Raw genomic sequence first — 15,506 nt, forward strand, 5'->3', positions numbered from 1 at the left:
CGCCGGGGCGGGTAGCCCGGAGCGCTTTGGCACGACCAAAATGGATAGATGCCGCCGTCTGAACAGGCGCCGCCCCCGCCGAAATCGGCGCCGGGCTGGTACCCCGATCCCGCCGTAGGCCACGGGCTGCAGCGGTACTTCGACGGCACCAGCTGGACCAGCGAGTGGGCGTTCTCCGCGGAGCCGCCGAAGAAGGGTCTGTCCGGAAAGGCGGTCCTGGCACTGGCGGCGCTGTGCGTCCTCGTCCTCCTGATCCTCGTGGGCAAGAGCTGGATCTTCGACCCGAAAAAGGCCAATCACTCGACCTCGTCGAGCAGTTCGGTCGCGGCGGGCCCGACGGAGGCGGCGCCGTCGACACCGGCCGGCCCCAAGAAGCCGGAGGGCGTCACCTTTAGCACCGCTGCGGGCCCGAACGGTGACGTGGTCGACGCCAGGTTCGCCATTCGCGACAACTACACCGAGCAGCTGATCCGAGACGGCGCCCGGCTGGACACCATCGACATCCTCAAATACGCACGAGCGGCCTATCCGAACGCGTCCGCGGTGAACGTGCAGGGCACCTTCCCGATGACCGACCCGTACGGCAACACTTCGACCCAGGTGGCCATCGACCTTACATATACGCGGGCGACGCTGGACAAGATCAACTTCGATGGCATCAGCAAGGCCAGCATCTGGGAGATCCGCGACTCCGGCAATGTTCTTCCGGCCTTTCAGCCGTAGGCCGCTCTACTACTTCCGCGGGGTGCGGGCGTCCTCATAGCGGACGGCCGCACCCATAGCCAGGGTGAGCAGGATCAGCGATGGCACGAACACCAGTGGGTATGCGGCGACCGCGGCCATGGCGATGAGCGAGCCCGGCACCAGCAACGCCAACGCGGCCGTCGGATGCTTCTCGCCGAGAGACACGACCCTCGCGAACGCCACCGCGGCCTGCTGATACCGATCCGGCCACTCTCGGACGTACGAACAGCGGGTGTCCAGGCCGCAACCAGTGCAGTTGCGCCAATAGGAGTAGCGGGTTTTCAGGCCGCAGCCCATGCAGGTGTGCGTGGTCATCGGAGGACATGCTCTCATCGCGCCGGACGGAGGTTGCGGGCGAGGGGGGCCCCACCGTCGCCCGGCTCTCGGGCCAGCAGCCCCACTACTGAGGAGTCCACGTGAAGATCGCAACAGTGGCTGTCTCAGCCGCGTTACTCATCGCGCCTCTGGCGGTGGCCACACCGGCGCACGCTGGCCCGGGTTGTACGCAGGTCTCCGGTCGTCTCAGCATCTGCCAAGACCCCAGTCAGTGGCCGTTGGTGCTGCCTGAGGGTTATATGGGCAAGGCTGACCAGGACGGGTCGTGTGGTGCTTTTGCCGTGACGTGCAAACCGCCCTGCCACATGATGAGTCAGCTCACCGGGCAATTGGTGCCCAACCCTCGCCGTGGTGTGGGTGAGTGGTGTAGCGACGCGGGCCAGTAGAAAGTCGTGAGGCTTTATCTACGTGATGCAGAACGACCGCTTTGCGGGATTCAGAGGCAAGTTCGGCCCGGACCGACGATTTCACCGAGTTCGACTGCCCAGGCCGCGACCTTTGCACGTCCGACCTGGAGCTCGAATGGCTTCGTGAGGCTGCACGGCATCGCTCGTAAAGTTCATCTGACCTGTGTCGGGCTGACAGGATTTGAACCTGCGACCACTTGACCCCCAGGCTCAATTGCCACGTTCGCGGGGGTCCGTGGATGACCCATTTATGCAGGTAGACCGCAATGTCAGAACATCTGCGTACAGTCACGAACACCCCAGAATTTTGGCGGGTTGCTGTACCGGTTGCTGTACGGCAATCCGCCCCAAACCTCAAGGAGCCATACGGAAATGAGCACAGCTACCACCACCTCGCGCCCGAGCAACCCACTCCCCGCCGGCGCAATCGAAGCGAACGACTGGGAGCCGCCCGCCAGAACCGGACACGACCAGCTATCGCGCTACTTCACCGGTACGACTCGCACGGTCGCGGCGCGGCCGGGACTCGACGTCGCGATCGCCGGCACCCAGTACGAAGACGGCACGGTGGACCGCGAGCTTCTAATACATCGGACACACGCCGACCATCCGCTCACCTTGGAACAAGCACGGGCACTGGGCGAGGCGATTCTGGCGGCCGTGGACGAAGCCGAAGCGGACGGTCGCCGCGATGGCTAGCCATGCCTGCGAGCGGTGCGGTTACGAGCCCAGGCGGCCCAAACGGGACGCCTGGGCGGATCGGCACCCGGCGGCCGCCGTGTGCACCGGCGTGTTCGTCGGCCTGCCGGCGCTCTATACCGTCGCCGGCGTGATCCTGGCGTACCCGTGGTTCTTCATGCCGATGCTCGTCGTGGTGTGCATGGTGGTCGTCGACCGCCGGATGCGTCGGCGTGCGGCCATCGCCGCCCGGGCTGACTACGAGTACCGGCAGCAGATGCTCGGCGCCGTGACGGCCGAGCGCGGCCTATCCCCCGGTCGCCCCATGCCGGCGCCGGCCGATCGGCCCGGCCACGTAATGAACCGGTGGCCAACGACGCCGGCACGGCGGCCCGCTGACCATTGGTCGAAGACAGAACCGATCAGGAGAAGTGCATGACCCTCGAAAGCCACTTGCAGAAATGGTGGGATCAGCGATCGGGCGATCAACGCGCCGCATTGAAAGACGCGGCCGAGCTGGACCGCATGGATGCTTCTACGGTTCAGCTCCTTCTGGGGACCGAGTGCCCGGTGGGCCCGATTGGCACGAAGTGGGAAGCCCAGCCGGAATACGCATGGAGCTGGCCCGAAAGCGTGCGCACGTTCATCACAGCGCAGCAGGTTTGACGCGGCGATGCGTGGGGAGCACCCGCATAGCGATGACGAGCACGACGCCTTCACCGGGTGGCGGCGTGTACTGAATTGGCGTCCCGGTCAACGGAAACAGCTCAAGCAGAAGTCGCACCGCCGGGACCGGCGCGCGGCTCGGCGAGCCCTACGTCGCGACCGGGGTCGATAACTGGCGATGGACGAAACCGACGACGGCGGCGACGTTTGTCTGCTGGTGTGACACGTGATGCCCCGTGAATTCCGAGACAAGTAGAGAGGCGGCGACGAAATGCCAAGACAGAAGCCAACAATCCGCGTCTGTGACGTCGACCTGGATGAGGAGGTCGTGATCGTCAACGGTGAACGCTTCACCGAAGCTGATGCGCTCGCGATCACCGACGAGCTGGCCGGCCGGGACCAGCGCGCGGCTAGACCAGCCCGGTGTCCGAAGCAGGTCGATAACCCATGACGGGCAAAGCGTCCAAGTTCCCCGAATCGCTGGCCGACGCAGAGGTCAGCGACATCGACCTCGACACGGAGGAATTCGTTTTCCATGGCGAGCGGATGACTGATGAGCGCGCCGCACAGATCGCTCAAGCCGCGTTCGAGAAGGGCACGGGCCCGGGCGCGGACGACGAGTCACTCTAGTAGTCCTTCGCCCAGTCGCGGGCGGCCAGTTTCGCCCGGCGACGCTCGCGGCGCCGCCGCTGGGGTTCGGTGCGGTCGGGGTAGTCGGCCCCGTGGCACATCGGACAGCAACAGACGCGGGTGTCGGTTTCGACGAACTCACGCCGGCAGTGGGTCGTGAGGCGGGTGAACGCGAAGGCGTTGAAGGGGTCGGGCAGGTCGCAGGGGCCGGCGGTGTGGTCATGCTTTTCGACCACAGCCAGGTCACCGTGGGCGAGTTTGACCCAGAACGGTTTGGTTTTGTCGGTGCGGCTCACGCTGGGTTCCTCTCGGGAACTCCGCCCGGGGGCGAAGTACGCCAGCTTACGCGCCCGGGCGCGACAGACCTATCCGGCGCCCGGCGGGCGGCAGTCCTATTGCGGTGTCGCCGTGTCAAATCCAGGAAAGCGGCAATATTGCAGACAATGGGTTAATGACATCTAACGAAGAAACGTGGACAAGCCGCGACCTTCCGGTATTGCGTGCAGCCGTGCAGATATACGAGAACGGCGAGCGACCCAATATCCGCGTAAGCGATATCGAACGGATGCTCGAATTCGACAAAGCCACCATTCAGCGCGCCCTCAAGGCGCTGCACAGCGAGCCGTTTTTTAAGGCAGAAGGCAGCGTCGAGGGTCAGACCGGTTTTGCCTTCATCGGTGCACCAACCGGACAGGCGTTACGTATAGCCGGTCAGTGGCCCACGCCAGAGAACATGGTCGAACGGCTGATCGCCGCACTTGAAGCTGTCGCCGAAGACGACACCCGCGACGAGCCTGAACGGAGCAAGGCCAAGCAAGCCGCGCTGTGGTTGGGGGATGCCTTGTCCAAGATCGCTATCGGGGCGCTTGGCGGCGCGGGCGGGCACGCCCTTTACAGCTAGACGCGCGCGCAAGCGTTGCCAATCTGCGCGCCCCGTTGTTATGCAAGGCCACCGATGTGATTGGTGGCTCGATTCACGTATAGCTCAAGCGCCTCCTTGACCATGAGCATCGTGCCGTAGAGCGACATGTTGAATGCCTGTTCGTCGAATTCGCCGCCCCCAAGGTTGGCCCAGTGATAACCGTGAGCGGCCGCCGATCCTGTGCGCCACAAGTGGCGGATTCCCTGGCCCTCGTACGTGTCTGGGTCCACCAGGTCGCGGATGAGCGACACAGTGTCCGGCATGTCCAGTTTCTCGCCAGGGCAAAGGGTCAGCGCGTGCTCCTTCAAGCCCTGGATTTTCTCTTTGAGCAGCGCCACAGACTGATCGCGAGCCGCAACCAACTCGGCCGACATCTGATCGCCCGTCAGCTCGTTGATAGCTATGCGCTGTTCGATCAGGTTTTTTATCTCCATCCTGGCCGCCCTGAACTGTCGCGCCGCGCGGGCCGACGGCTCCAACAACCAAACGGTTCGGGCGGAGGCAAGGAGCGCGGTACGAAGCGCCGTCAAGGGCCCGTAATGGCGAAACGACGTGTCGGATTCCATCGCATCTACCACCAGGCCGAGGTGATCTATTGCGGTCGCAATCCCAAAACGGGCCAGTTCAGACACTGCCGGCCGCAGGCTATCGTCACCGGCGAGTGGACTTCCCGGCGCCGGCGGTTGCTCGGTTTTGATCCATGGGTCGCCTACATTACGAATCCATTGGACGACGGCGCCGCGCCGCTGTAGGTCATTCATCAGTGGGCAATCTTAAGCACCGACGGCTGCCTATCTTGCGGATCGACGCTGCCTGTTGGACAAGGCATCTCCGCACAGCGCGGTCAAATACCTGGCCTGCGATAACGTTGAGTCCGTGGCCGATCCCGACCCGCCGGCGACGCCGGACCTCGAACCCGGCAGCCTTGCGTGGCGCATCACTGTGGCAACACTGGCCCACCGGTTCTTCGGGCTCATCCATGACGCCGAGACTGCGAAACTCATCGATCAACCGGCCGACGCCGGGAAAACTAACGCGTGGCCGCTGGCCTACTTCTCGCTCTACCTCCAAAAGCGCGGCGTGCCGACCGGCGAGACGGCCGGCATGATTCGGATCTTGAACGAGATGGAACGTACCGGCCTGCTGTTGCGCGCCGGCTGGTGGGCAAATCCCGTGATGATGGGCGTTCCGATGTTCGGCCAGCTTTACGTCTCGCAAGGCGTGCGATCCGCGCAGACGGACGGTCACCTGTGGCTGTCCGAAGTTCTCGGCATCGAGCTGGTCATTGAGTCCTATAAGGCGGCAACGTTTCTCATCAGCGGCGGCGAAGGCAAACCGGTGGGCACCGCGCTAGTACTGGATCGCACGCACATGGTCACGAACCGCCACGTCATCGAAGGCTTGGTCGGTCCCAGCGCGTTCGACGCGGGCTTGCCCGGTCCCACCGTTTTCGACGAGGCGATCGAGGTCCATCCGTCCTACAAGCCGCCCAACGCTGAGCCGGCATCTCGTCCAGCTCGGATCATCGCGCACCGTGACATCGACGTGGCAGTCATGGAGGTGCAGTTCGGGGAAAACGAGCACTTGCCGGCGGTGCCGGGCATGGCTTTCCGCGAACCGAAGTGGTACGACGACGTCTGCGTATTCGGGTACCCCTACGTGCCCGGGCTCACGGAGCGACCCATCACCGTCGAACGCGGACAGATCGTGAATCCTGCAACCGAGGCCGCCGGTGTCGGCGGCTACCCCCGGCAACCAACGTTTCTGACGTCGGCGATTGCACGTCCCGGCAACAGCGGCGGCCCGATCGTCGCAAACGATGGGCGAGTAATTGGTCTGGTCGTCGAAAACGCGCGCTACGGACTAACCAGCGCGAGCGCCCGTGACATCGGACCAGGCAGCGGGCCCAAGTCGGCTCGCGGACAAGGCAATACGGAGTCGGACTCCGCGGGTGCCGACTCGCCGCCGTTCTATCGGGGCATTCCCGGCAGCCAAGTAGTTCGTGCCATCGAAGAACTCGGCTTCGAAGGTCTCGTGGTTCTGGAATAGCCGGGGCTAGGTAAATCGCAGGGTGCGCAGCGCCGGCCAACTGGCCGCGAATCCTGGATGCAGTGGCAGGGCCGCGACGTCAACCTCGTCAACTCACCGCAGCTCGCGACTTTCGACAGCCATTCGGACAGAAAGCAAGTGGTCGGCGTCGGCGACGACCGTCGTGTACGTCCACCCACCGCCGGCGGCCCGCGCCGTGACCACAGTGGCGCGTACACCGAGTTGATCGGCGGCCAGGCCGGTTTCTTCGCGGGCTTCGCGGAGCGCGGTCTGCTCGGGCGTCTCGTGGCTGTCGCGGGCGCCGCCGGGCAGGCCCCAGGTGCCGCCGTGGTGACTCCACGCCGCGCGGTGTTCCCAGCGATACCGGCGGAATTGCGACGCCACGCCGCCACGCCCGCATCAGGTTGGCGCCCACGCTGCGCTGGTGTCGCTGCGCCCGGGCGCGGGCACGCTCGGCAGTACGCTCCGCGAAGACACCGCAGAAACAGTTCGGCGACGGCGACCGATGGCCGGGATTCGTCGAGCACGTCGCGACCATCCGCGCCGAAAGCAAGTCTGCCCGTAGTCCTCACGAGTGACCATCCGTAAGGCAATCTCGCTCGCCTCAACACATTGATACCCTCGACGGGCGGTGCGCCGTACGGCGAGAGCAACAAGTCTTGCCCGGGCCGCACCACCCAGAAGCGCCAGCCGGTCACGGACGTTGGTTGCCGCGCAGGCGCGCTCACGCTTCGAGCCGCCCTAACGGCATCACCGTGTCATCCGGCCGCACTTCAAACGAATCGAACGCCTGATCGCGGCGCAGATCAACCCAGCGCCGCAAATTCCGGCCCTCCAACCGCACAGGTTCGCCAGCCTCAAGCGCGGCTAGCAATGCGCCTGACCGCGCACCGGACTCGACGACAGTCTTCGGTGCGGCTGACCCCGCGTTCAATCGCGGAAGCGTCCGAGGGTCAATCCGCGCGCACGCTTCACGCTCACGCTCAAGCAACGCGCGATAAATGCCGGCCGTGTCCCGGGTAACCGCGTCGTCGCTGAACCAGGGCGGCATCAGGAACTCACGCCCCACCGAGTATTCGCGGCGTGCTGCGCCTTGCGAGTCCGGGCACTCGGCTCGGCCGGCATATCCACCTTCACATGCCGGAGCATCCGGTCGATCGACGCTTCGAGTAGACGGACCTCCGTCGCCAGCTTGATCTTCTCCTTGACAGTATCCGCCCGGCTGTAAAGCCGTTTCAGGCCCGCTTTCCTGTCAATTTCGTCGCAAATCATCGTCACCCGGGCCGCTTCTGACGGGGTGAATTCGACCTTGCGGCCGTGGCGGCGCGACGCGGATGCGAGGTATGAGTCCAGTTGCGCCAACAACTTTCGCGCCTCAGCCGATCTAGCCACGACACGGGTTCCTTTCAGGGCAGTTGAAACGGTGCGTTTATGCCTACGGGCAACTAATTTCTCAGAACCCCCCGGCGGTCTCAGTAGGTACGCCGGGAGGGTGGACCGTTGGGGGTCGCCGGCGCCGTGGGTCGGTCGCCGGCGCTGAGCCACCCTCTCGCGACGGTCACCGGTCGCCGGCCGCCGGCGCTGGCATGGGGAAGTCATCAAGGACGTTCGGTTACGCGGCTCGTGGTGGTTCGGGAAGCCCACGGTCGGCTGTGCGTGCCTTGGTGTCGTTGCATTCCCAGCACGCGGCCTGATGGTTGGCGGGGTCGAACGCGAGGTCGGGCCGGCGGGCGGCCGGCGCGAGCTTGTCGACGACGGTCGCGTATCCGGTGCAGATGCCGACGTAGCGAATCTGGCACTGGTAGCCGTCGCGTTGCAGGATGGCCGGCCGCACTTCGTCTTTCCACTTGCGTTCGCTGGTAACGCGGCTCGATGCGGTTCGTTCACCAGCCCATGCAACCGTGTGGTCGTCGCAGTATCTGCGGTTGCGAATGAGTTTGGTGCAGTTGCCGTTGTCGCCTGGGCATCGGCGTGGTGCTCGGGGCATGGCGGTCTCCGAGGTGGGGTGTTGGCGGCGGCGCGGCGCAGGTACGACTCAGGCCCGATATGACATGCATTCGCCGTCATGGCCGTCCTTGCTCCGTTGACTCGCTGCCGGAGGTTCACGCCGGCCGCCGCCAAGTCCATTCAGCCGGCTTCGAGCGCGGCGACGCGGCCGTTGAGGGTTTCGACAGCATCGACAATGGCGCGCATCGACCGCTCGCTGGGCGTGCCGGGTTGTATCGCGGCGCCGGAAGCGGTTGCGCGCGGCCATCCTTCACAGATCGCGGCGGCTAGCGGTGAGACGCTGGCCGGGTCGGTTGTCCAGTTATCGAATGTATCGGCCATTGTTGTTCCTTTCGTTCGTGCTTGACGGTTGAGTCAGTCGTCGATGTCGATTGGCTGGCGCGTCGAGACTGCCTGCCAAGTCGGCGCGATCCGTTCGTGTGATGCGATTGGCTTGTTGAGTAGGCGGGGCTGTTCGCGCACAGGTTGCGGTTTTGGGCCGGCCTTTGCGGTTCGTGCTTGACGCTTGGCGCGCAACGCGCGCAGGTCTTTGGTGGTCGGTAGCCACGGCTCGGCGTCGCTCGTAACCAGCCAGACGAGTTGCGCGAGCGGGTCGTCGATGGGCCAGGGCCGGCGGTCGCCCAGCTCGCCGAAGCTCGTGGCCGCGCGATTGTCGGGGCGTCGCCAGCCCGGCAAGATTTCGTCAAGGTTGGCTAGGTGCAAGTCGGATGCCAACTCGTCTTCGATGTAGTCCGACTTGGCCGTTGCCAATACGTGCGGCTCGAATGCGGTGAGAACGACTGACTGTTGGGCGGCGCGGAGCTGGTCGTACTGGTCGCGAAGTGCGGGGAGTCGGCGCCAGGTGTCTTCGGCCCCGTGGGCGATGGCTTCGCTGGCGTTGCGGGCACCGTTGAGTTGTGTTGCGACGCTGGTGACGTCGGCCATCAGCGTCGAGAAATCGGCGGCCAGCGAGCCGAGGATGGCATCGCAGTGCACCGTGAGGATGCTGGGAAGCTGGTTGTCGATTTCGCCCCGCAACGACACGAGCGCGCCGTGCTTGGCCTTGAAAACGAGTTGGTCGACCGTGCGCCGCTCGATCGCTGCTAAGAACTCGTCGAGGCCGTCGACGTTGGTCGGGCTGGGAACTGTGCTGACGCCACGCAATTCACGCTGCGCCTGTATGACCTTGGCGCGAAGCTCGACGGCCGTGGCGTAGTCGGGGAATTCTTCAAGTGCGCGGCGAAGGTATTCGTTTGTCCGTGCGACGGCCGCGAGGCCAGCGGCATTCGGCATTAGTCGTCCTTTCCTACAGGGGTTGGTGGCGCTCTTGGGCGGCGGCGCGACCCGCAGCGCCGGCACCGCCGGCTTGCTGACCGTGCCGTATCGCGGCGGCCGCTCGGCCGGCGGCGCCTGGCCCGCCGGCGGGCATCACCGCGTCGGGTTCAGATTCGGCTTTGACGCCGTGGCGCTCGGCCGCCGCTTCGCGGCCGCTGGCGCCATCGCGACGGCCCCACTCTGAACTCTGGACGGCCGATGCCGGTGGCGCGCCGTATAGCGCAGTCAGGTGGCGGCCGACTTTTTCGGCGTCGATTTCGCCGTTCTCGTTGGCGAACTTCGAAACGTCGGCGCACTGAACGAAGCTGTCGAGTTGGGGGCCGGAAAGGTGTTGCGACGCTGCGGCTCGCAGTCCTTCAAGGCCGTCGGGTGCACGGACGCGGGCGCTCAAGGCAGACCATTCCGCGTCGGACAGGTTGGCGAGCTGCTGTTCCACGGACGGGTCAAGCTGCCCCATGCGCACGTCCCTTCTGGTATTCGACGACGGCTGCTCTGCTGAACTGCCAGCGGCCGCCGACGAGCTGGCCGTCAAGATCGGCGGCGAGGCGTTGGCATTGGCGCTTGGAAAGCCCCAGGATGTCCGCCGCCTCACGCGCGGTGATCGGTACATCTGGTTCTGATTGTTCCGCCTCGCAACCGGATTCATGTCCTGAGTCGGACATGGCTGTCTCGGCGCGGGCGAAAAGTCTTTGTAGACACGGGGTTACCTGACGCTGCCGTAACTCGCGCTCTCGTACAGCGGCGCCGACGCAGTAGTACAGCCAACGCAGTTCATCGGGGTCGTCGATAAACACGTCACTCGCCGCACTTTCGTATCGTGCTGGGATGCGACACCCATTCGCGTCGCTCGCCGGCCAGCACGCCGCGCGCCTCGTTGTGCCGCAGCGCGCCGGCCCAAGCACCGCATGGCTGCAAGGCCGGGCAACGGCGGCAGATCGCGACCGCGCGGCTTGCGGTTTCGCCGTCGTCGCTGTCGAACAGCTCGGGACGCTGGCGGCATAACGCGCCCGGCAACGATGGGACACCGCGCAGGATCGCACCGACAAGTTCAGGCCAGCCGCTTATGAGCGCGCCTTCCGGCCGCTTACCTCTCATTGGACCGGCGTCCTTGGCGTTGCATTCGAGGGGTCGGTCACTGCGACACGCCTTCGGTCGGCGCGCTGATAAGTCCGTCTTCGACAGCGACCTGTAGCAGTTTTTCGCGCGTGGCCTGGTCAGGTTTGCCGCCCGGAACAGTGCACAGGTAGGGGCCTTCATAGCGGAGTAGCCCGAGAGGTTCAAGGTCACCGAACTCGCCCACGGTCGCGAATCGGACTTCCGTCTCGCGGATGATCGGCCGTTCGGCGTCGTCATAGAGCGTTCCAGAGATCGCGGTGTGACGATTAGCTTCGACATCAGCGACCTTTTCCGCGAGCAGAATCGCGGGGCACCGTTCGAAATCCCACGGATCGCGGCCGGCGTCGCGTTCGTGAGTGCTGTAGAAGACGTTGGTCCACTCGGTGGGCAGCGCAGTTACAGAGCGCGTTTCCCATCGAGTCGCGTGGGGGCCATCAGGGCGGTAGTAGCTCACGGGTTGTTTCCTTTCCGGGACAAGGGGATGACCTGTTCGTGGGGGCACTCGTCTGGGTCGTGTGATTGCGCCTGCCTGGCCACGTCCCGGGAGGGGTCTTTATAAGACCCCCTCCCCGGGATACGTTGAGCGGCAGTCGGGGCGGGGGGTGTCCCCGTGTGTCCCAACGCGGCAAGGGACACGCGCTGACCTGCCAACGTTCCAATCTGCGCAGTTATGACGCCTGGGTGCAGTCGATGTATCCCGCCGCTGAGCTTTCCGCGAAACCGCTGGTCGGGTGTGTCCCTTACCCCTTTGGGACACAGTCATATCGCTATCTCCAACGTGTCCCCGCCGTTTGCCGAAGGCTGGGGACACATCGCCTTTCGGGCCTTCACCGCAGCGGCCACGACCTCGTTGCGGACCTTATAGCCGCTGTCCCGCAGCGCGGTTCGTGCTTTTCGGGCGCCCATGTCGAGCGGTAGCCCGATGCGCTTCATGGCGTCGACGCAGTTCCGTATTCGTTCTTCTTCGTCGAGGGTTCGCTGCGCCGGCTTGGCTTCATGTCGCAACCGAGGGTTGATATCTCGCAAGATACGAATCAGGTCGGGATGCGCGTTACCGCGCTGGCGCTCCAACTTCAACGAGACATAGGCTTCGCCGTTCGGGCCTGGCGATTGCGATAGCTGCCAAACCACATCGACGTCGTCGTTCTTGGCTGATGACCCGCGCGCCCCGTCCCTGCCGTGCCCTCGGTGATCCAGGCGAACCACGGCACGGCGGGCCGCTTTTAAGGGAAGCAGCGTGTGGCGATAGAAGTCGCGATATGTGTCGGCTGAGTTCTCTTCGCCGGCGACTACACGCGCAATCGTGTCAATGATGACGAGCTCGGCGCCATAGTGTTCGGCGACGTCGGCGAGGTCCTGGCCGCCGGCGGCGCGGTCAAGCGGCGGCATCGTCGGAAAGGACAGGTAGTGGAGGTTTGCGAGATGCTCTGGGCCGTAACCCATATCGCTGAGTCGTTCGGTCAGGTCGTCACGTGAATTCTCGTGGTCGATGTACAGCACGTGAATCGGCTCTTGCGCCGGGTGACCGAGTGCTGGCCGTCCGGCGGCCAGCGCGGCGGCGGTGTCGAGCATTAGTAGCGATTTGCCCGCTTTCGCTGGCGACACCAGGGAGTACAGCGATCCACGTACGAGAAAGTCAGGCACAAGCCAGTCGACATCCTCGGGAAGCCGGTCGAAAGCACGCCCCCAATCCAAGGTCGGGTAGCGCAGATGCGCGGCGGTCGTGTGACCGTTGTGCGACTCAGTCGGTTCAGGTGACCCGGTATCGTCGGGATGGTGGCCGTTGGCGGTCATGTGATTGCCTCACCGCATCCCAGATGGAGCAGTTCAGCGAGTCGCCGGTCGGCCGGCCGGCGCCACAGGGCACGGCGAACTTCGATCGGAACTGCCGGCATTAGACCGGAAGCAAGGATGTGCTCGGCGGCGTCACGCCAGGAGTCGAGCTGGGGGTCGGACAGCGGCGGTTCGGTGCACCGGCACAGCCACGAATCACGGCACCCGCAGTCGAGTGGCACGGAGCGGTTGGCCGCTTGGCGCCGGAGCTCCAATTGCGAGTGGATATCTCGCGGCGAGTCGCATGTGCACGGCGCCCATCGGGTTTGCGTGCTCTTAGCATTAGACTGTGCAGTGCGGTTAGCGGCGGTGTCGTATCTGCTGGTTGAGGGTCGATCTCGGTGGTGCGGGGTTCGGCCCTCGACTTCTTTCGGCGGCCCGTGCTGTTCAGTCATCAGAACCGCACGCGTGCAGCAACGCCGCGCCAGAGAGTTCTTCTGTCTGCTCCCCCTCGGCCGCGTTGCCTTCAAGTTCACCGTCTGCGGTCAACGAATCTATGTAGGAATCAAGGCTTTTGGCCGTGATGAACGACCGTCTACCGATGTTGACCTTTTCGAGTTTGCTCCGCTTAACCAGCTCGTAGAGCGTGGTGTGACCGATGTTTCCGAGGTCTGTTCTGGCGTCCGGTATTGGCACCAAACGCCGCGTTATCTCACCCATTTCCAAGCCTCCGCAGTCGTTTCGCTGTATCCGCTTGTGTTTCAGCGGTTATTGACAGCCTGGACGGAGCTATGCCAGTATGTCCTCGACAGTGACGAGGAACTTTTTGGCTAGGTAGGGGTGCAATGGCGATTGTGAACCTCGGCGACTTCGGCACTGCGACGTACGAGGCCGATAGCGCCGGCGACTGGGTTGAAGTCGGCGATCGCTGGATTCCCCGGCGGATAGTGGTGCACTCGCCTATGCCCAATCAACCCCATCTCACAATGACTATCGAAGTGCGACAAGGGATTCCGGTCTACACCGTCGTGACGTTGCAAGCGCGTCCCGACGGACCGGACGTGCGCAAGAAAGACCTCGACCTCCCCCTCGACTATTGGTTGGAGCAGATCGTCGCCGCGTGCTCAGTGGTGGCCGTGGAGCTTGACGAATCGGGTCGGCCGAAACGAGTGCGGAAGAAAGCGTCGGACCGTCGTGTGGCGATGGCGAATGTGCGGCGTGCGCGGTCCGGTCGGCCGCGCATGTCCCCCGAACACCTGCAAAAGGTGGCCGAGATTTACCGCGAGCACATCAATGATCGGCCCACGGAAGCCGTGCGACTCGCCTTCGGTAAGGAACACAGAACCGCCGCGCGATACGTCCAGCAAGCCCGTGAAGCGGGCCTACTGCCTCCGACGACGCCCGGTAAACGGAAGGCGTGATTTTCCGATGGCAAAGAACGCGAACGGTGAAGGTTCGATCTACAAGCGGGTCCGTGACGGCAAAGTCGTTCGGTACGAGGGCGCGCTGAGCTACATCGACGCCGCCGACGGCAAGACAAAACGGCACACGGTGTACGGCCGAACCCGGCAAGAGGTCCGCGACAAGCTGAAAGCGGCCCGTGAGCGGCTTGAGGCGGGTGCGCCGGTGCGCGATGCGACCCGCACTGTAGGCGAGTGGCTGGCGCAGTGGCGAGTAACGACGCTCGCCGCATCGGACCGCAAAGAGAGCACGCGCGAGCTGTACGCGCGGCTATGCCGTAGCCATCTTGAGCCGGCGCCGTTCGGCGCTATCCGGCTCGACCGGCTCAAACCGTCTGACGTCGAGGCTCTCATCCTCACGATGAGAGCCAAGACCAAGCCGGGCAGGCGTGCCCACGACGCAGAAGACGGTTCAGAACCCGAAGCGGTGAGGGCGCTGTCCGACTCGACCATCCGCCAGACCTACACCGTGCTCCGCGCGGCTCTCGACGGCGCTGTCAGGGACGGCCTACTGGCCCGCAACCCGGCGGCGCTGGTGAAGCGGCCCGGCGTCGAACGCAGTGAAGCCAAGCATCTACACGCGGCCGACGTGGCTGCGGTCTTGCGGGCCGCTGAGACATCGCGCTACCACCCTGCGCTGGTGCTCATCGCGTCGACGGGACTACGCAAGGGCGAATGCCTCGCGTTGCGCTGGGACAGCGACGTGTTGAACCTCGACGAAGGCTGGTTGAAGGTGCGCCGCACGATCGGCCGCATAGGCGACCGCCTAGTCATCTCAGAGCCGAAGACCGACCGAGCCCGCCGCACGGTGCCGCTGTCCCCCGCTGTCGTCGCGATGCTGCGCAAGCACAAAGCGGCCCAGGCCGCCGAGAGACTGCGCGCGGGCAATCAATGGCGGGACTCGGGACTGGTGTTCACGACTGAGTTCGGCGGCCCCGTGGACCCTCGTAGCTTTCTGCGCGTCGTTGAGGTCGCCGCGAAAGCGGCCGGCGTCGAGGGCGTCGGGGTGCACACGTTGCGGCACTCGGCGGCCGTCGCGTGGTTGGAGTCCGGCGTGCACATCAAGGCGGTGGCCGATCTGCTCGGCCATTCGTCAATCGCGATCACCGGTGACGTGTACGGCCACACAAGCGACGACGCTGCGCGAGCTGCGGTGGAAGGGCTCAGCGGTGTTCTCGGAATCTGAGCGGGTTGCTGTACCGGTTGCTGTACATACCCCCGGCCGGTACGGACTAAGCGGCGGCCGGGGGCCGCCAGCGCGTCGTCTACCTGCAAGAACTCTGGTCGGGCTGACAGGATTTGAACCTGCGACCACTTGACCCCCAGTCAAGTGCGCTACCAAACTGCGCCACAGCCCGCGCGCCGATGCGTGCACCGGCAGCAGGTCGAAAGCCTACCGTAAAC

The 15,506-nt window shown here is 64.7% G+C and carries 24 protein-coding genes, 1 tRNA gene and 1 pseudogene; 10 read left to right on the forward strand and 16 right to left on the reverse strand.

The annotated features are described in order from the left end of the window. The first annotated feature begins 48 nt into the window (after nucleotides 1-48). On the forward strand, nucleotides 49-723 hold the full coding sequence (locus ACYQ8K_RS00680) for a DUF2510 domain-containing protein (protein ID WP_459966413.1): 675 nt from the start codon (nucleotides 49-51) through the stop codon (nucleotides 721-723). Nucleotides 724-732: 9 nt separating this feature from the next. Here ACYQ8K_RS00680 and ACYQ8K_RS00685 read toward each other — a convergent pair whose 3' ends face one another. Continuing rightward, nucleotides 733-1,059, reverse strand: a complete 327-nt coding sequence (locus tag ACYQ8K_RS00685; protein ID WP_459966414.1) for a hypothetical protein — start codon at nucleotides 1,057-1,059, stop codon at nucleotides 733-735. 800 nt (nucleotides 1,060-1,859) lie between these two features. Between ACYQ8K_RS00685 and ACYQ8K_RS00690 the strand changes: the two genes are divergently transcribed. From ACYQ8K_RS00690 to ACYQ8K_RS00710, 5 genes are all read left to right on the forward strand, one after another. After that, nucleotides 1,860-2,186, forward strand: coding sequence for a hypothetical protein (locus ACYQ8K_RS00690; RefSeq protein ID WP_459966415.1), 327 nt, complete (start codon nucleotides 1,860-1,862; stop codon nucleotides 2,184-2,186). Then, a complete protein-coding gene (locus ACYQ8K_RS00695; protein ID WP_459966416.1) occupies nucleotides 2,179-2,604 on the forward strand; it encodes a hypothetical protein in 426 nt (141 codons plus the stop codon). The genes ACYQ8K_RS00690 and ACYQ8K_RS00695 overlap by 8 nt, the downstream gene beginning before the upstream one ends. Then, entirely contained in the window at nucleotides 2,601-2,831 is a 231-nt protein-coding gene (locus tag ACYQ8K_RS00700; RefSeq protein WP_459966417.1) for a hypothetical protein, read from the forward strand. Before ACYQ8K_RS00695 ends, ACYQ8K_RS00700 begins: the two co-directional genes overlap by 4 nt. Before the next feature lie 328 nt (nucleotides 2,832-3,159). Further along, nucleotides 3,160-3,282, forward strand: coding sequence for a hypothetical protein (locus ACYQ8K_RS00705; protein WP_459966418.1), 123 nt, complete (start codon nucleotides 3,160-3,162; stop codon nucleotides 3,280-3,282). After that, on the forward strand, nucleotides 3,279-3,461 hold the full coding sequence (locus tag ACYQ8K_RS00710; protein ID WP_459966419.1) for a hypothetical protein: 183 nt from the start codon (nucleotides 3,279-3,281) through the stop codon (nucleotides 3,459-3,461). The genes ACYQ8K_RS00705 and ACYQ8K_RS00710 overlap by 4 nt, the downstream gene beginning before the upstream one ends. Here the strand turns inward: ACYQ8K_RS00710 and ACYQ8K_RS00715 are convergent. Then, nucleotides 3,458-3,757: a hypothetical protein gene (locus tag ACYQ8K_RS00715; protein ID WP_459966420.1), complete on the reverse strand. Its 300-nt coding sequence runs from the start codon at nucleotides 3,755-3,757 to the stop codon at nucleotides 3,458-3,460. The genes ACYQ8K_RS00710 and ACYQ8K_RS00715 overlap by 4 nt on opposite strands. Nucleotides 3,758-3,912: 155 nt before the next feature. Between ACYQ8K_RS00715 and ACYQ8K_RS00720 the strand changes: the two genes are divergently transcribed. After that, complete coding sequence (locus tag ACYQ8K_RS00720) at nucleotides 3,913-4,362, forward strand: hypothetical protein (RefSeq protein ID WP_459966422.1); 450 nt, start codon at nucleotides 3,913-3,915, stop codon at nucleotides 4,360-4,362. A 38-nt stretch (nucleotides 4,363-4,400) separates the two neighbouring features. On the opposite strand, the gene ACYQ8K_RS00725 is transcribed toward ACYQ8K_RS00720, so the two are convergent. Beyond that, entirely contained in the window at nucleotides 4,401-5,144 is a 744-nt protein-coding gene (locus ACYQ8K_RS00725) for a hypothetical protein (protein WP_459966423.1), read from the reverse strand. A 115-nt stretch (nucleotides 5,145-5,259) separates the two neighbouring features. Here ACYQ8K_RS00725 and ACYQ8K_RS00730 point away from each other — a divergent pair, with 115 nt between their 5' ends. Beyond that, entirely contained in the window at nucleotides 5,260-6,432 is a 1,173-nt protein-coding gene (locus ACYQ8K_RS00730; protein WP_459966424.1) for a S1 family peptidase, read from the forward strand. A 21-nt stretch (nucleotides 6,433-6,453) separates the two neighbouring features. Here ACYQ8K_RS00730 and ACYQ8K_RS00735 read toward each other — a convergent pair. The 12 genes and pseudogenes from ACYQ8K_RS00735 to ACYQ8K_RS00790 all read right to left on the reverse strand — a co-directional run. Beyond that, a pseudogene (locus ACYQ8K_RS00735) lies at nucleotides 6,454-6,786 on the reverse strand (NUDIX domain-containing protein); the annotation flags it as partial. 370 nt (nucleotides 6,787-7,156) lie between these two features. Beyond that, nucleotides 7,157-7,483: a hypothetical protein gene (locus ACYQ8K_RS00740; protein ID WP_459966425.1), complete on the reverse strand. Its 327-nt coding sequence runs from the start codon at nucleotides 7,481-7,483 to the stop codon at nucleotides 7,157-7,159. Continuing rightward, nucleotides 7,483-7,794: a hypothetical protein gene (locus ACYQ8K_RS00745; RefSeq protein WP_459966427.1), complete on the reverse strand. Its 312-nt coding sequence runs from the start codon at nucleotides 7,792-7,794 to the stop codon at nucleotides 7,483-7,485. Before ACYQ8K_RS00745 ends, ACYQ8K_RS00740 begins: the two co-directional genes overlap by 1 nt. A 250-nt stretch (nucleotides 7,795-8,044) precedes the next feature. Then, the gene (locus ACYQ8K_RS00750; protein WP_459966429.1) at nucleotides 8,045-8,266 is read right to left on the reverse strand and encodes a hypothetical protein; all 222 of its coding nucleotides are present in this window, start codon (nucleotides 8,264-8,266) and stop codon (nucleotides 8,045-8,047) included. Between the two features lie 293 nt (nucleotides 8,267-8,559). Continuing rightward, a complete protein-coding gene (locus ACYQ8K_RS00755; protein ID WP_459966430.1) occupies nucleotides 8,560-8,760 on the reverse strand; it encodes a hypothetical protein in 201 nt (66 codons plus the stop codon). A 33-nt stretch (nucleotides 8,761-8,793) separates the two neighbouring features. After that, nucleotides 8,794-9,711 carry a hypothetical protein gene (locus tag ACYQ8K_RS00760; RefSeq protein ID WP_459966431.1) on the reverse strand — a complete coding sequence of 306 codons (918 nt, stop codon included), beginning with the start codon at nucleotides 9,709-9,711 and terminating at the stop codon, nucleotides 8,794-8,796. A 13-nt stretch (nucleotides 9,712-9,724) separates the two neighbouring features. Next, on the reverse strand, nucleotides 9,725-10,210 hold the full coding sequence (locus ACYQ8K_RS00765) for a hypothetical protein (RefSeq protein WP_459966432.1): 486 nt from the start codon (nucleotides 10,208-10,210) through the stop codon (nucleotides 9,725-9,727). Next, entirely contained in the window at nucleotides 10,197-10,547 is a 351-nt protein-coding gene (locus ACYQ8K_RS00770; RefSeq protein WP_459966434.1) for a helix-turn-helix domain-containing protein, read from the reverse strand. The genes ACYQ8K_RS00765 and ACYQ8K_RS00770 overlap by 14 nt, the downstream gene beginning before the upstream one ends. Nucleotide 10,548: 1 nt before the next feature. Continuing rightward, nucleotides 10,549-10,848, reverse strand: coding sequence for a WhiB family transcriptional regulator (locus ACYQ8K_RS00775; protein ID WP_459966435.1), 300 nt, complete (start codon nucleotides 10,846-10,848; stop codon nucleotides 10,549-10,551). Between the two features lie 37 nt (nucleotides 10,849-10,885). Continuing rightward, nucleotides 10,886-11,323, reverse strand: coding sequence for a hypothetical protein (locus tag ACYQ8K_RS00780; RefSeq protein WP_459966436.1), 438 nt, complete (start codon nucleotides 11,321-11,323; stop codon nucleotides 10,886-10,888). Nucleotides 11,324-11,628: 305 nt separating this feature from the next. Beyond that, complete coding sequence (locus ACYQ8K_RS00785; RefSeq protein ID WP_459966437.1) at nucleotides 11,629-12,663, reverse strand: AAA family ATPase; 1,035 nt, start codon at nucleotides 12,661-12,663, stop codon at nucleotides 11,629-11,631. A gap of 426 nt (nucleotides 12,664-13,089) precedes the next feature. Continuing rightward, entirely contained in the window at nucleotides 13,090-13,362 is a 273-nt protein-coding gene (locus ACYQ8K_RS00790; protein WP_459966438.1) for a helix-turn-helix domain-containing protein, read from the reverse strand. A 125-nt stretch (nucleotides 13,363-13,487) separates the two neighbouring features. On the opposite strand from ACYQ8K_RS00790, the gene ACYQ8K_RS00795 reads away from it, so the two are divergent. Both ACYQ8K_RS00795 and ACYQ8K_RS00800 read left to right on the forward strand, forming a co-directional pair. Beyond that, nucleotides 13,488-14,063 carry a DUF6214 family protein gene (locus ACYQ8K_RS00795; protein WP_459966439.1) on the forward strand — a complete coding sequence of 192 codons (576 nt, stop codon included), beginning with the start codon at nucleotides 13,488-13,490 and terminating at the stop codon, nucleotides 14,061-14,063. Next, a complete protein-coding gene (locus ACYQ8K_RS00800; RefSeq protein ID WP_459966440.1) occupies nucleotides 14,014-15,288 on the forward strand; it encodes a tyrosine-type recombinase/integrase in 1,275 nt (424 codons plus the stop codon). Before ACYQ8K_RS00795 ends, ACYQ8K_RS00800 begins: the two co-directional genes overlap by 50 nt. Nucleotides 15,289-15,383: 95 nt before the next feature. Here ACYQ8K_RS00800 and ACYQ8K_RS00805 read toward each other — a convergent pair. Further along, a tRNA-Pro gene (locus ACYQ8K_RS00805) sits at nucleotides 15,384-15,460 on the reverse strand. Nucleotides 15,461-15,506 lie beyond the last annotated feature (46 nt).

This window comes from Mycobacterium sp. MUNTM1 (assembly GCF_054660795.1).

Bases quoted from the DNA above. Each gene is read 5' to 3' on its own strand.
- ACYQ8K_RS00680 (WP_459966413.1), top strand. From the start codon at position 49: ATGCCGCCGTCTGAACAGGCGCCGCCCCCGCCGAAATCGGCGCCGGGC.
- ACYQ8K_RS00685 (WP_459966414.1), bottom strand. From the start codon at position 1,059: ATGACCACGCACACCTGCATGGGCTGCGGCCTGAAAACCCGCTACTCC.
- ACYQ8K_RS00690 (WP_459966415.1), top strand. From the start codon at position 1,860: ATGAGCACAGCTACCACCACCTCGCGCCCGAGCAACCCACTCCCCGCC.
- ACYQ8K_RS00695 (WP_459966416.1), top strand. From the start codon at position 2,179: ATGGCTAGCCATGCCTGCGAGCGGTGCGGTTACGAGCCCAGGCGGCCC.
- ACYQ8K_RS00700 (WP_459966417.1), top strand. From the start codon at position 2,601: ATGACCCTCGAAAGCCACTTGCAGAAATGGTGGGATCAGCGATCGGGC.
- ACYQ8K_RS00710 (WP_459966419.1), top strand. From the start codon at position 3,279: ATGACGGGCAAAGCGTCCAAGTTCCCCGAATCGCTGGCCGACGCAGAG.
- ACYQ8K_RS00720 (WP_459966422.1), top strand. From the start codon at position 3,913: ATGACATCTAACGAAGAAACGTGGACAAGCCGCGACCTTCCGGTATTG.
- ACYQ8K_RS00725 (WP_459966423.1), bottom strand. From the start codon at position 5,144: ATGAATGACCTACAGCGGCGCGGCGCCGTCGTCCAATGGATTCGTAAT.
- ACYQ8K_RS00740 (WP_459966425.1), bottom strand. From the start codon at position 7,483: ATGCCGCCCTGGTTCAGCGACGACGCGGTTACCCGGGACACGGCCGGC.
- ACYQ8K_RS00755 (WP_459966430.1), bottom strand. From the start codon at position 8,760: ATGGCCGATACATTCGATAACTGGACAACCGACCCGGCCAGCGTCTCA.
- ACYQ8K_RS00760 (WP_459966431.1), bottom strand. From the start codon at position 9,711: ATGCCGAATGCCGCTGGCCTCGCGGCCGTCGCACGGACAAACGAATAC.
- ACYQ8K_RS00765 (WP_459966432.1), bottom strand. From the start codon at position 10,210: ATGGGGCAGCTTGACCCGTCCGTGGAACAGCAGCTCGCCAACCTGTCC.
- ACYQ8K_RS00775 (WP_459966435.1), bottom strand. From the start codon at position 10,848: ATGAGAGGTAAGCGGCCGGAAGGCGCGCTCATAAGCGGCTGGCCTGAA.
- ACYQ8K_RS00785 (WP_459966437.1), bottom strand. From the start codon at position 12,663: ATGACCGCCAACGGCCACCATCCCGACGATACCGGGTCACCTGAACCG.
- ACYQ8K_RS00790 (WP_459966438.1), bottom strand. From the start codon at position 13,362: ATGGGTGAGATAACGCGGCGTTTGGTGCCAATACCGGACGCCAGAACA.
- ACYQ8K_RS00795 (WP_459966439.1), top strand. From the start codon at position 13,488: ATGGCGATTGTGAACCTCGGCGACTTCGGCACTGCGACGTACGAGGCC.